This is a genomic window from Clavibacter lycopersici (genome assembly GCF_003576405.1).
In the GTDB taxonomy this organism is placed as follows: Bacteria; Actinomycetota; Actinomycetes; order Actinomycetales; family Microbacteriaceae; genus Clavibacter; species Clavibacter lycopersici.
This window is the reverse complement of record NZ_QWGT01000064.1, coordinates 1-12768: the sequence shown is the minus strand read 5'-3', so window position 1 is coordinate 12768 and position 12768 is coordinate 1. Positions and strand designations below refer to the sequence as shown.

At 73.5% G+C, this 12768-nt stretch carries 14 protein-coding genes; 9 read left to right on the top strand and 5 right to left on the bottom strand.

Translation table 11 applies throughout. The features are described 5' to 3' along the window. On the bottom strand, positions 1 to 317 hold a 317-nt coding region (locus tag DZG00_RS06425; RefSeq protein WP_199689796.1), incomplete at its 3' end, for a DIP1984 family protein. 104 nt (positions 318 to 421) lie between these two features. Here DZG00_RS06425 and DZG00_RS06420 point away from each other — a divergent pair. Continuing rightward, the gene (locus tag DZG00_RS06420; RefSeq protein WP_119383010.1) at positions 422 to 1027 is read left to right on the top strand and encodes a TetR/AcrR family transcriptional regulator; all 606 of its coding nucleotides are present in this window, start codon (positions 422 to 424) and stop codon (positions 1025 to 1027) included. Here DZG00_RS06420 and DZG00_RS06415 read toward each other — a convergent pair. Beyond that, complete coding sequence (locus DZG00_RS06415) at positions 1024 to 1776, bottom strand: SDR family NAD(P)-dependent oxidoreductase (RefSeq protein ID WP_119383009.1); 753 nt, start codon at positions 1774 to 1776, stop codon at positions 1024 to 1026. The two genes, DZG00_RS06420 and DZG00_RS06415, sit on opposite strands and share 4 nt — an antisense overlap. A gap of 79 nt (positions 1777 to 1855) precedes the next feature. After that, a complete protein-coding gene (locus DZG00_RS06410) occupies positions 1856 to 3946 on the bottom strand; it encodes an MMPL family transporter (protein ID WP_119455472.1) in 2091 nt (696 codons plus the stop codon). Between the two features lie 76 nt (positions 3947 to 4022). On the opposite strand from DZG00_RS06410, the gene DZG00_RS06405 reads away from it, so the two are divergent. Both DZG00_RS06405 and DZG00_RS06400 read left to right on the top strand, forming a co-directional pair. Then, complete coding sequence (locus DZG00_RS06405; protein ID WP_233548953.1) at positions 4023 to 4505, top strand: MarR family winged helix-turn-helix transcriptional regulator; 483 nt, start codon at positions 4023 to 4025, stop codon at positions 4503 to 4505. Between the two features lie 93 nt (positions 4506 to 4598). Beyond that, on the top strand, positions 4599 to 5480 hold the full coding sequence (locus DZG00_RS06400; protein ID WP_119381731.1) for a patatin-like phospholipase family protein: 882 nt from the start codon (positions 4599 to 4601) through the stop codon (positions 5478 to 5480). A gap of 72 nt (positions 5481 to 5552) precedes the next feature. Here the strand turns inward: DZG00_RS06400 and idi are convergent, their stop codons facing one another. Next, positions 5553 to 6119 (bottom strand): isopentenyl-diphosphate Delta-isomerase, encoded by a 567-nt coding sequence (gene idi / locus DZG00_RS06395; protein ID WP_119381732.1) that lies wholly within the window; start codon positions 6117 to 6119, stop codon positions 5553 to 5555. A 44-nt stretch (positions 6120 to 6163) separates the two neighbouring features. On the opposite strand from idi, the gene DZG00_RS06390 reads away from it, so the two are divergent. The 5 genes from DZG00_RS06390 to DZG00_RS06370 are packed head-to-tail and all read left to right on the top strand — an operon-like array spanning position 6164 to position 11459. Next, positions 6164 to 7234 (top strand): polyprenyl synthetase family protein, encoded by a 1071-nt coding sequence (locus DZG00_RS06390; protein ID WP_233548959.1) that lies wholly within the window; start codon positions 6164 to 6166, stop codon positions 7232 to 7234. After that, on the top strand, positions 7231 to 9861 hold the full coding sequence (crtI, locus tag DZG00_RS17510) for a phytoene desaturase family protein (protein ID WP_119381734.1): 2631 nt from the start codon (positions 7231 to 7233) through the stop codon (positions 9859 to 9861). Before DZG00_RS06390 ends, crtI begins: the two co-directional genes overlap by 4 nt. Continuing rightward, positions 9861 to 10205 (top strand): lycopene cyclase domain-containing protein, encoded by a 345-nt coding sequence (locus DZG00_RS06380; RefSeq protein ID WP_119381735.1) that lies wholly within the window; start codon positions 9861 to 9863, stop codon positions 10203 to 10205. Before crtI ends, DZG00_RS06380 begins: the two co-directional genes overlap by 1 nt. Further along, positions 10202 to 10570: a lycopene cyclase domain-containing protein gene (locus DZG00_RS06375; RefSeq protein ID WP_119381736.1), complete on the top strand. Its 369-nt coding sequence runs from the start codon at positions 10202 to 10204 to the stop codon at positions 10568 to 10570. Before DZG00_RS06380 ends, DZG00_RS06375 begins: the two co-directional genes overlap by 4 nt. Continuing rightward, positions 10563 to 11459, top strand: coding sequence for a prenyltransferase (locus DZG00_RS06370; RefSeq protein ID WP_119381737.1), 897 nt, complete (start codon positions 10563 to 10565; stop codon positions 11457 to 11459). Before DZG00_RS06375 ends, DZG00_RS06370 begins: the two co-directional genes overlap by 8 nt. A gap of 9 nt (positions 11460 to 11468) precedes the next feature. On the opposite strand, the gene DZG00_RS06365 is transcribed toward DZG00_RS06370, so the two are convergent. Further along, entirely contained in the window at positions 11469 to 11789 is a 321-nt protein-coding gene (locus DZG00_RS06365) for a hypothetical protein (RefSeq protein ID WP_119381738.1), read from the bottom strand. A 127-nt stretch (positions 11790 to 11916) separates the two neighbouring features. Here DZG00_RS06365 and DZG00_RS06360 point away from each other — a divergent pair, with 127 nt between their 5' ends. Beyond that, positions 11917 to 12648 carry an SGNH/GDSL hydrolase family protein gene (locus tag DZG00_RS06360; protein ID WP_119381739.1) on the top strand — a complete coding sequence of 244 codons (732 nt, stop codon included), beginning with the start codon at positions 11917 to 11919 and terminating at the stop codon, positions 12646 to 12648. Positions 12649 to 12768: the final 120 nt, after the last annotated feature.

Genomic DNA, 12768 nt, shown 5'->3' with positions numbered 1-12768 from the left:
CCGCCGCCCCGGCCGGAGGCGGCGTCGGCCGCTGACGTGAGGATCCCGTGCCGCGTCCGCAGCGCGTCGCGCCGGGCGAGCGCCGCGGTGAGGGGCGTGCCGTCGTCGAGGCGGGCGGCCGTGTTGGTGAGGTTGATCCGCGTCACGAGCTCCGCGAGCCGGTCGATCTCCTCGCCCGCCTCCGCGAGGAGCGCGGCCGCGTCCTCCGCGGGATCCTCGCCCTCCTGGTACCGGGCGCTCGCCTGGATCCTGCTCCGCAGCGACTCGATGCGCCTCTGCAGGTCGGACCGTTCCATCAGCGCCTCGGCGAGTCTCATGCATCCACCGTGCCACGCGGCCGGACGCCTCGCCAGCGGGGGCGGCGCGGACGCGGTCCGTCCGCGGCGCGGCGGCGGGTGCGCCCGGGCATAGCATTCCGGTCATGCTGTCGACCCCGCCGCCCGAGCGCGCGACCCCCGGTCGACCCGCGGCGATCGACGCGCAGGACCTCGCCCGCGTCGCCATCGGCCTGTTCGCCGAGCGCGGCTACGACGCCGTGAGCATGGCCGACATCGCCGAGGCCGCGGGCGTCGGCCGCCGCAGCCTCTTCCGCTACTTCCCGAGCAAGGCCGACCTCGTGTGGGCGGGCGCGGACGTCGTCGGCGCCGAGCTCGAGCGGCTCCTCGCCGAGGGCCCGGGCGACCGGCCGCTGGGAGAGGCGTACGCCGACGCGTTCGTCGGCGCGCTCGGCCCGCGCTTCCTCGATGTCGGGATGACGCGCGTGCGGCTGCGGATCATCGACGCGCACCCCGACCTGCACAGCCGGTCGTCCCCGCGCATCACCGCCGCGTCGCCCGCGCTCGCCGAGTTCGTGGCGCAGGCGCTGCCGGATCTCCGCGGCACGCTCGAGGCGGCCGCCGTCGCCGAGGCGCTCGCCTCCGCGAGCCACACCGCGCTCCGCTGGTGGGCGACGCGCTCCGACGACGAACGGCCCGACGAGTCGATCCGCCGGGCCGTCCGCGCGCTCGCGCTGCCCGGCCCCCGCTAGATCGCGGACCAGCCGCCGTCGGACGCGAGGATCACGCCGTTCACGTTGCTGCTCTGGTCGCTCGCGAGCCAGATGACCGAGTTCGCCATCTCGTCGGCCTCGACCGGCGCCGGGACGATGGTCTGCATGATCGGCCCCATCACCCGGCCGGCGTGCTCGGAGCGCATTGGCGCCTCGATCGCCGTGTTGGTCGCGCCGGGTGCGACGGCGTTCGCGCGGATCCCCTGCCCGGCGTAGAGCACGGCCGTGTTCTTGGTCATGCCGGCGACCGCGTGCTTGGAGGCGGTGTACGCGAGCCCGGCGGCGGATCCGCGGAGCGCGGCCTCGGAGGCGATGTTGACGATCGCGCCCTTCCCGGCCTCGATCATGAGCGGCAGCACCGCGCGCGTGAGGCGCATGACGGCCGTCACGTTCACCGCGAACACGAGGTCCCACGTGCGGTCGTCGACCTCGGCGGCGGGCAGGAAGCCGTCCATGATCCCGGCCACGTTCGCGAGCACGTCGACCCGCCCGTCGGCCGCGGCGACGATCGCCTGCACGCCGTCCTCCGTCGTGATGTCGCCCACCACGGGCACGAGGTCGAGGTCGGGGTTCTCCGCCACGAGCGCGTCGAGGCGCTCGGCCGAGACGTCGGCGGCGATCACGCGCGCGCCCTCGCGGGCGAAGCGCAGCGCCGACGCCCGGCCGATGCCGCTGCCCGCTCCGGTGACGATCGCGGTGCGTCCGCTGAACTGCTGATCCTGGGTCATGTGGTCCCTCGCTGTCGGGCCGGCCTCGTCGCCGGCCCGACCATTATGGCACGCGGTGCCATAAGTACCCAGGAGGCGTTCAGGCCAAGACGGGATCCGCGGCCGGCGGCGCCTCGTGCCGCCCCGCCCGGTGCGACGGCCACCAGAACCGGTCGCCGAGGAGGAACACGATCGCCGGCACCAGCAGCGTGCGCACCACGAGGGTGTCGAGCAGCACGCCGATGCAGACGATGACGCCGATCTGCGTGAGCGCCACCACCGGCAGCACGCCGAGCACCGCGAACACGGCGGCGAGCAGGACGCCCGCGCTCGTGATCACCCCGCCGGTCGACGCGAGCGCCCGCACCATGCCCTCGCGCGTGCCGTGCAGACGTCGCTCCTCCCTCGCCCGGGTCACGAGGAAGATGTTGTAGTCGACCCCCAGCGCCACCAGGAACAGGAACGCGAACAGCACCACGCTCGTGTCGAACGCGGGGAAGCCGAGCAGCTGCTGGAACAGCACGTTGGCCGCGCCGAGGCTCGCGAAGAAGGTGGCGAGCACGGTCGCGATGAGGAGCACCGGCGCCACGAGCGAGCGCAGCAGGATCGCGAGCACCGTGAACACGATGGCCAGGATGATCGGGATGATCAGGCCCTGGTCGCGCGCGGAGGAGGAGGCGGTGTCGGCCGCGGTCGCGTCGCTGCCGCCCACGAGCGCGCGGGCCTCGTCGCCGCCGGCCGCCTGGAACGCGTCGCGGAGGTCCTGCACGCTCCGGAAGGCCGCGGCGCTCTCGGGCTCGGCGTCGAGCTGCACGTCGATCCGCGTCAGCCCGCCCGCCGACTCGCCCGCGCGGGCGCTCTGCACGCCGGGCACGGACTCGGCGGTGGATGCGGTCGCCGCAGCCGCCGCATCCGGCGCGAGCACCACGGTCTGCGCCGTGAGCCCGGCCGAGAAGGAGTCGTCCACGATCTGCTGCGCGCGCACCGAGTCGGGCGATCCGAGCAGCTGGTCGGTCTGCGAGAGGCCGACGCGCGCGCCGACGAGGCCGAGCGCGAGGATCCCCACGCCCGCCACCGCGACGGCCGCGACGACCGCGGGCCGCCGGGAGACGCCCTGGCCGAGGCGGCGCCACAGGCCGGGCTTGCGCGCGGGATCCGCGTCGCTCCCGGCCCGCGGGATGAACGGCCAGAACAGCCCGCGGCCGCACACCACGAGCGCGGCGGGCAGCACGCAGAGGGCGGCGACCATCGCGATGGCCACGCCGACCGCGCACGCGAACCCGAGCGCGCGGTTGCCGGAGAGCTCGGCGAGCAGCAGCGTGAGGAGGCTGAGCGCGACCGTGCCCGCGCTCGCCGCGATGGCGGGACCCGCGCTCGTGACGGCCGTGACCATCGCGCGGTGCCTGTCCTCCACGCGCGTCAGCTCCTCGCGGTAGCGCGCGACGAGGAGGAGCGCGTAGTTGGTGCCGGCGCCGAAGACGAGCACCGAGAGGATCCCGCCGACGGACGCGTCGATCGTGACGCCGAGCGGCTCGGCGAGGCCCGTGACGACGACCCGCGCCAGGCCGTCGGCCGCGCCGACCACCACGAGCGGGACGATCCAGAGCACCGGGCTGCGGTACGTGACGATGAGCAGCACGGCGACCACGAGCACGGTCACGAGCAGCAGGCGGAGGTCGGCGCCCGCGAACGCGTTCGCGATGTCGGCCTGGAACCCGACCGGGCCGGTGAGGAGCGCGGTGACGCCGTCGGGGAGGTCGGCGCTCGCCGTGGCGCGGAGGGCGGTGGCGGCGGCCGTCGGATCCTCCGCCACGGTCGCGGCGTCGAGCGGCACGGCCACGAGCTCGGCCGTCCCGTCGTCGCTGACCTGCGGGACGACGGCCTGCGGCACGGTGGATCCCTCGGCCAGTGCGGCCGCGCGCGCCTCGATCGCGGCGGTGTCGGCCTCGGTGAGCGCGGCGCCGTCCCGGCTGTAGACGAGGATCCCGACGGTGGTGTCGGCGCTCGGGAACCCCTCCAGGAGCTCGGTGACCTGCGCGGCCTGGCTCGAGTCGGGCAGGCCGGAGGGCGGGAACGCGCTCGCCTCCGACTTCGGGACGAGCGCGAAGAGCGCGGCGACGGCGACGGCCGCGGCGACGAGCGTGATCCACGCGGATCGCCGCGAGCGGATGAGACGAGCGAGAGCTCTCAAGGTGTCCTCCTGGGGTGAGAACCGTCAGCATACTGACTATCAAGGTCCTTAGCGAACCTTCGCCTACGATGTGGGGATGGCAGGGGAGACGGCGGCGGGCGACCGCGCCGAGATCGGCGCCGCGCTGCGCGACGTGCTGGCCCTCGCCACCCGCTTCGAGCGGAAGCTCGGCCGCACGCTCTCCGTGAACCCCACCGACCTGCGCGCGATGGAGCACCTCATCGCCTCGGGCGCGCTCACGCCGACGGAGCTCGCCGCCCGGCTCGACATCTCGACGGCCGCGTCCACCCTCGTGGTCGACCGGCTCGTGGAGCTCGGGCACGTGCGCCGCGGCCCGCACCCGTCCGACCGCCGGCGGATCCTGGTGCGCGCGGAGCCTGCGTCGGAGGAGCGGGCGCTCGCCGAGATCCAGCCCATGCTCGAGGGCGTGCGCCGCGCCATCGGCGGCCTCAGCGCCGCCGAGCGCGCGACCGTGCTGCGCTTCCTCGACGAGGTGCGCGGCGTCTACCGCGAGGTGGTCGCGGAGCCGGGCGCGGGATCCGCACCGCCCGCCCCCTGACCTCCGCGTCCAGCTCCCGCTCGACTGGCGGTCACCGCGCTCGTGGATGATGGTCGAGGATCCCGCACCCGGCGGGCCGGGAGAGGAGCAGCCGTGAGCGCAGCGGACCGATCGGACGAGCAGGGCGGGCAGCGGGGACTGGTCCTCGGCGGCGGGGGCGTCGCCGGGATCGCGTGGGAGACGGGTCTGATCTCGGGGCTCATCGCCGCGGGCATCGACCTCGGCGCGGCCGACACGGTCGTCGGCACCTCGGCCGGATCCGTCGTGGCGATCAACCTGCGCGCGGGCGCCATCGAGGCCGCCTACGACGAGCACTTCGTCGACGTCGCCGGGATGGCCGAGCCGACGGGCAGCCGCGACCTCGCGCGCACCGTCGAGGTCATCGGCGAGGGCGTCGCGAGCACGGCGGGCGAGATCCCCACGCGGCAGAGGATCGGCGAGCTCGCGCTCGAGGAGTACGACCCCGAGGTGGACGACGCCGCGAGCGTCGAGCGCATCGGCCAGCTGCTGCCCATCCGCGACTGGCCCGAGCAGGACCTCCGCATCACCGCGGTCGACGCCGGCACCGGCCGCTTCACCGTCTTCGACAAGGACTCCGGCGCCGACCTCGTGCGCGCGTCGGCCGCGAGCTGCGCCGTGCCCGGCGTCTTCCCGCCCGTCACCATCGACGGCCGCCCCTACATGGACGGCGGCATGCGCTCCGCCACGAACGCCGACGTCGTCGCCGACCACGAGCGGATCCTCGTCATCGCGTGCGGCCCCGAGGCCCCGCAGAGCGGCATGGGCCCGACGCTCTCCACCGTCGTCCAGCAGCTGCGCGGCCGCGCCGACGTGCTCGTGATCCAGGCCGACGCCGACAGCACGGCCGCCTTCGGCGAGAACTCCCTCCTGCTCTCGACGCGCAAGGCGTCCGCGGAGGCGGGCCGCCGCCAGGCCGAGCGCCTCGCCGAGGAGATCCGCGCCTTCTGGGGCTGATCCCGCCCGCACCACGTCGAGGGGCCCGGCCGCGTCATGCGGCCGGGCCCCTCGTGTCGGCGGATGCGCGGATCAGGCGGCGGGCACCGCGTCCGCGAGCCCCGCGTGCGCCGCGTGCTCGGGGTACAGCAGCGGCAGCTGCAGCGTGAGCCACGGGCTGAACGCCCACGGCGTGTGGGCGACGGCGGGGATGAGCTCCTCGGGATCCACCCACTGGTACTCGCCTACCTCCTCGGGCCGCGGATCCACCGGCGTGGCCGCCACGGCGCGGAACACGGGGCAGATCTCGTTCTCGACGACGCCCGCGGCGTCGGTGGCGCGGTAGCGGAAGTCGGGCAGCACGAGCTCCACCGACTCGAGCGTCAGCCCCAGCTCCTGCTCGGCGCGGCGGTGCACGGCCTCGAGCATGTCCTCGTCGGGCGCGGGGTGGCCGCAGAACGAGTTGGTCCAGACGCCGGGCCAGGTGAGCTTGCCGATGGCGCGGCGCGTGACGAGGATCCGCCCCTCGGAGTCGAAGACGTGGCACGAGAACGCGAGGTGCAGCGCGGTGTCGCGGGTGTGGACCGTCGCCTTGGGCGCCGTCCCGATGGTCTCGCCGTCGTCGTCCAGGAGGACGACGAGCTCGGTGTGCTGTGACATGCGCTCCCTGCTTTCCGTTACCCCCACGATGTTAGGTTTCATCCGTGGACGCCACCAACCTCGCTGCCGTCTCCACATCGAGGCAGGCCCATGTGAACGGCGTCCTGGACGCGTTCTTCGCGAGGTCCCTCGTCCGGGCCGAGGCCATGGGCGACGAGTACGTGAAGCTCTGGCGCACGCTCGAGTCGAACACCGCCGGCGGCAAGCGCTTCCGGCCCCGCATGGTGATGGCCGCGTACGACGGCCTCGGCGGCCAGGACGTGCAGGCCGCGGCCCACGTCGGCGCCGCCTTCGAGATGCTGCACACCGCGCTCATCGTCCACGACGACGTCATCGACCGCGACTTCACGCGGCGCGGCGGCCCCAACGTCTCCGGCGCCTACCGCGACATCGCCACCACGCAGGGCCTGCCCCAGCCGCTCGCCGAGCACCGCGGCATGTCGGCCGCCGTCATCGCGGGGGATCTGGCGCTCGTCAACGCGTACCGCCTCATCGACGCGAGCGGCGTGCGCGACCTCACCCGGTCGCACCTGTTGGAGATCCTCGACGACGCCGTATTCGCGTCTGCCGCCGGCGAGCTCATCGACGTCGAGTTCTCGCTCACCGCGGACGTGCCGAGCGTCGACGAGATCCTCCGCATGGAGCGCCTCAAGACCGCCGTCTACTCGTTCGAGGCGCCGCTGCAGGCGGGCGCCGTGCTCGCCGGCGCGAGCCCCGCGGTCGTCGCCGCGCTCGGCGACTTCGGCCGCGACATCGGCATCGCCTACCAGGTGGTCGACGACGTGCTCGGCGTCTTCGGCGACGAGCAGGAGACCGGCAAGACCAACCTCGGCGACCTGCGCGAGGGCAAGCGCACCGTGCTCATCGCGCACGCTGTCCGCTCGTCGGAGTGGGGCGAGATCAGCTCGCTCGTCGGCAAGGACGACCTCTCCCGCGGCGAAGCGGCGCTCGTCCGCTCGGTGCTCGAGAGCTCGGGTGCCCGGGCGTACGCCGAGGGCGTCGCGCGGGACCTCGCGGTCGCCGCGTGCGCGCGCCTCGAGGACCCGGTCGTGCCGGACGCGCTCCGCCGGGAGCTCGTGCCCGTCGCGGAGTCCGTGCTCGGGCGCATCCGATGACGCGTCGCCTGCCCGGCCGCCGGCCCGCCGCCCCCGAGGCGCCCACGGGCCTCGAGAAGTACGACCGCGTCGCGCAGGAGACGGCCTCCGTCGTGATCCGCCGCTACTCCACCTCCTTCGGCCTCGCGTCGCGCCTCCTCGGGCCGGACGTCCGCCAGCACATCGAGAACGTGTACGCGCTCGTGCGCGTGGCCGACGAGATCGTCGACGGCGCCGCAGCCGGGGCCGGCGTGGATCCCGCGCACGTCGAGGCCCTGCTCGACGCCCTCGAGCAGGAGACCGAGGACGCCATGCTCCGCGGCTACAGCACCAACCTCGTCGTGCACGCGTTCGCGATCACCGCCCGCCGCGTCGGCTTCGGCGCCGAGCTCACCGCGCCGTTCTTCGCCTCCATGCGCATGGACCTGCGCCGCATGGAGCACAGCCCTGCGTCCTTCACGGAGTACGTGTACGGATCCGCCGAGGTCGTCGGCCTCATGTGCCTGCGCGCGTTCCTGGTCGGCCACGCGACGACGCGCCCCGAGCGGATCCGGTTCGAGGAGGGAGCGAAGCGCCTGGGCGCCGCGTTCCAGAAGGTCAACTTCCTGCGCGACCTCGCCGCCGACCACGGCGCGCTCGGCCGCAGCTACTTCCCCGGCGTCGACGTCCGGACCTTCTCGGAGGCCGACAAGGAGCGCATCCTCGACGACATCGACCACGACCTCCGCATGTCCGGCGCCGTGATCCCCGACCTCCCCGCCTCCAGCCGTCGCGCCGTCGCGCTCGCGCAGGGCCTGTTCGCGGAGCTCGCCGTGCGGCTCCGCGACACCCCCGCGTCCGAGCTCGTGCGCACGCGCGTCCGGGTGCCGGATCCCGTCAAGGCCCGCATCGCGCTCGCCGCCGCCGCGGGCGCCGAGCCGTCCGGCGTCGACGGCCGCCTCGTGCGCCGCTCCCGCGGACCCCGCGCGCACGCCGCCCGCCCGACCCCCGCAGCCCGTCCCACTCCGACCCAGCCCGCCCCGTCCGACCCCGAGCAGCAGGAGAGCGCCATGACCGCACCCACCGCCATCGTGATCGGCGGCGGGATCGCCGGCCTCGCCTCGGCCGCGCTCCTCGCCCGCGACGGCTACCGCGTCACCCTCGTCGAGGGCCGCGACGAGGTCGGCGGGCGCGCCGGGTCCTGGGAACAGGACGGCTTCCGATTCGACCTCGGCCCCAGCTGGTACCTCATGCCCGAGGTGTTCGACCACTTCTTCAAGCTGATGGGCACGAGCGCCGCCGAGCAGCTCGACCTCGTGCGCCTGCCCGGCTACCGCGTGCTCTTCGAGGGCGATCCCGAGCCCATCGACATCCGCGACTCCCGCGAGGCGAACCTCGACCTGTTCGAGAGCGTCGAGCCCGGATCCCGCCCTGCCATGGCCCGCTACCTCGACTCCGCGAAGGACGTCTACGAGGTCGCGAAGAAGCGGTTCCTCTACACGACCTTCGCCGACTACCGGCCGCTGCTGAAGCGCGACGTCGTCACCCGCACGGGCACGCTCGCGAAGCTGCTGCTCACGCCGCTCGAGACGCACGTGGCCCGCTACGTGAAGGACCGGCGCCTGCGCCAGATCCTCGGCTACCCGGCCGTGTTCCTCGGCTCCTCGCCGAAGCTCGCGCCGAGCATGTACCACCTGATGAGCCACCTCGACCTCGAGGACGGCGTGCTGTACCCGCAGGGCGGCCTCATCACCGTCATCGACGCGATCGCGAGCGTGGCGCGCGGCGAGGGCGTCGAGATCCGCACGGGCGCGCCCGTCTCGCGGATCCTCACCGAGCCGACCACGGCCGGGAGGGCGCGGGCGCGCGGCGTGCAGATCACGACCGACGCGGGCACCGAGACGCTCGAGGCCGACGTGGTCGTCTCCACCGCCGACCTGCACCACACCGAGACCGAGCTCATCCCCGAGGCGTTCCGCACCTACCCGCAGTCGTACTGGGACAAGGCCACGGCCGGCCCCGGCGCCGTGCTCGTCTACCTCGGCGTGAAGGGCGGCCTGCCCGAGCTGCACCACCACACGCTGCTGTTCACGGAGGACTGGGACGAGAACTTCTCCCGCATCTTCCCGCCGAAGGGCGGCACGACCTCGGTGCCGGATCCCGCGAGCATCTACGTCTGCAAGCCCAGCGCCACCGACCCGTCGGTCGCGCCCGAGGGATACGAGAACGTCTTCATCCTCGTGCCCATCCCCGCGGATCCGGGCATCGGCCGCGGCGGGATCGACGGCGCCGGGGACGCGCGCGTGGAGGAGATCGCCGACCGCGCCATCCAGCAGATCAGCGACTGGGCCGGGATCCCCGACCTCGCCGAGCGCATCGTCCTCCGCCGCACCTCGGGCCCCGGTGACTTCGCCGGCGACCTGCACTCGTGGAAGGGCACCATCCTCGGGCCCGCCCACACGCTCACGCAGTCGGCCATGTTCCGCGCCGGCAACACGAGCAAGAAGGTCGACGGGCTGCACTACGCCGGCGGATCCACCATCCCCGGCATCGGCCTGCCCATGTGCCTCATCAGCGCGGAGATCCTCGTGAAGCGCCTCCGCGGCGACGTGTCGACCGGCCCCGGTGCCGAGCCGCTCGTGCGCACGGTCGGCCGCCCGGTGGTCTGATGGGGCTCATCTACCTCACGCTGCTGCTCGTGTCGCTCGGCTGCATGATGCTCATCGACCGGCGCTGGCGACTGTTCTTCTGGCGCGACCGCACCGCCGCGGCGCTCACGACCCTCATCGGCGTCGCGTTCTTCCTGCTGTGGGACATCGCCGGCATCTCGCAGGGCATCTTCTTCCGCGGGGAGACGTCGATCATGACGGGGATCCTCGTCGGCCCGGAGCTGCCGCTCGAGGAGGTCTTCTTCCTCACGCTGCTCTGCTACCTCACGATGAACCTCGTCAACGGGTTCGGCCGTCTCGCCGACCACCACGTCGCCCGGGCGAGGGAGCGCGCCAACCGATGAGCTACCTCGTGCTCGACCTGCTGTTCCTGCTGCCCGTCGCGATCGTCGGGTTCCTGTTCCGCCGCCTGCTGCTGCGCGAGGCGAACGCCGAGCCGTACGGATCCAGCCGCTTCGACTACCCCGAGTACTACTGGTACCGGCGGATGCCCGTCGCGATCCTGCTCGTGATGACGCTCATCTTCGACAACCTCATGATCAAGGTGGGGCTCGTCGGCTACGACCCCGACGCGCTCGTGGGCTTGATGCTCGGCTATGCGCCCATCGAGGACTTCGCGTACGCGATCGCCGCGCTCGTGCTGCTACCCGCGGTCTGGTACCTGCTGCGTCGGCGCCGCCGGGTGTCCGGCATCGAAGCGCATGGGTGACGTGCGCACGCGGCCGGGTGCCGCGGGGACGCTGCGCACCATCGCGCTCTCGTCGCGCCCGATCTCGTGGGTGAACACCGCGTTCCCGTTCGCGGCCGCGTACCTCACCGTCACGCGCGAGCTGGACCTCACGGCGATCCTCGGCACCCTCTACTTCCTCATCCCGTACAACCTCGCGATGTACGGCATCAACGACGTCTTCGACTACGAGTCCGACATGCGCAACCCGCGCAAGGGCGGCGTGGAGGGCGCCGTGCTCGCCCGCGCGATGCACCGGCCGGTGCTCATCGCGGTGCTCGTCACGAACGTGCCGTTCCTCGCGTACCTCGTGGCCGTGGGATCCGCGGCGAGCACCGCCGTGCTCGCCGTCAGCGTCTTCGCCGTGATCGCGTACTCGCTCAAGGGCCTGCGCTTCAAGGAGCGCCCGGTGCTCGACTCCCTCACGTCGAGCACGCACTTCACCTCGCCGGCCGTCTACGGGATCGTGCTCGCGGGCGGCACGTTCACGCCCGCGCTGTGGGCGATCCTCGCGGCGTTCTTCCTGTGGGGCGTCGCCTCGCACGCGTTCGGCGCCGTGCAGGACATCGTGGCCGACCGCGAGGGCGGCATCTCCTCCATCGCGACCGAGCTCGGCGGGGCGGTGACCGTGCGGATCGCCGTGCTCGCGTACGCGGCGGCGGGCGTGGCGATGCTGTTCACGGGGTTCCCGGGGATCATCGCGGCCGTGCTCGTGATCCCGTACATCCTCAGCACCGCGCCGTTCTGGTCCATCCGCGACGAGGACGCGGAAGCGGCGAACCGCGGCTGGCGCCGCTTCCTCGGCCTCAACTTCCTGTCCGGCTTCGTGGTGACGATGCTCCTCATCGCGTACTGGCTCGCGAACGCCTGACGCCCGCGATCAGTAGTGCGTCGGCATCATGCCGGTGAGGATCTCGCGGCGTCGGCGCGCGTGCTCGCCCGCGAAGGAGAGCAGCTCCATGTCGTGCTCGCGCATCCACGCGATGGCGGCCTCGAGCGTGACGGCGGTGGACACCCACACGCGGCGGCCGGAGTCGTCGACCGCGTCGGCGTAGACCTCGAAGACGGGATCCGCGCCGGGCGCGCGCACGGTGGGCACGACGTAGCCGAGCACGGGCTGCGACGCGATCTGCACGCGCCAGGCGCCCTGGTGGAAGCGGGCGTGCGGGTGGTGGATGAGGGGCTCGGGCTCGCGGGTCATCGGTGCTCCAGGTGTCAGGTCGGGGGCGCGAGCACCCGGCCGTGCTCGTGGACGACGATAGGCTCGGCGTCCGACACGGGGGTGGCCGGCGCATGATGGACGGACGCCCCACGAGCCCCAGGAGCCCATGTCACCGCCGATCCGCCTCCTCCACCAGACGGTCCGCCCCTTCGTGGCGGCCGGCCTGCGCGGAGGCATCCCCACCCCGCTGACCGCGGCCGTGCCCACGGACGCGCCCGTCGGCGTGGTGCCGGGGCCGGATCCCGACCGGATCCTCGTGCTCGGCGGCATCGGCGGATCCGGCGTCGGCCTGCGCACGCACGCGGAGGGCGTGGCGGCGCAGTCGGCGAGGGCGCTCGCCGCGATCACGGGCCGCGGCGTCGAGTGGCGCACCGTCCCGCTCGCCGACCAGCACCTCACCGCGACGCAGGAGGCCGTGCGGCAGATCACGGAGCTGCACCGCTACGACGTGGTGCTCGTGATGCCCGGGGTCGCCGACGCGCTGGAGCTCGCGCGCATCACCCCGTGGGTCCACCGGCTCGAGGACCTGCTCGACCACCTGGTGGAGCAGACCGCCGACAACTCGACGGTGCTCGTCTCGGACGTGCCGCAGGTGTCGCAGTACGTGCAGGCGGGCACGTTCGTGCGCGGCCTCTTCCGGGATCACGCCATGTACCTCTCGCAGCGCAAGGCCGAGGTCTGCGCGCGCTTCCCGCAGGTCACGTCGGTGAAGCTGCCGGACGCGGGGCCCGTCGACTTCGAGGGCGGCGAGTTCCGCTACGCGTCCATGTACCGCCGCTGGGGCGAGCACCTGGGCCGCGTCATCGCCGACCTGCAGGCGGGGCGCGGGCCGGCCTGAGGCCTTCCGGCCGGTCCGTCAGATCCGCCCGCTCGCGTCCCTAGCGCCCGCGCCGCTGGCCGCGCGGCGGGGGAGTGCGCTTCCCGCCGCCCTTCTGCGCCGGCTTCGACCCGCCCTTCG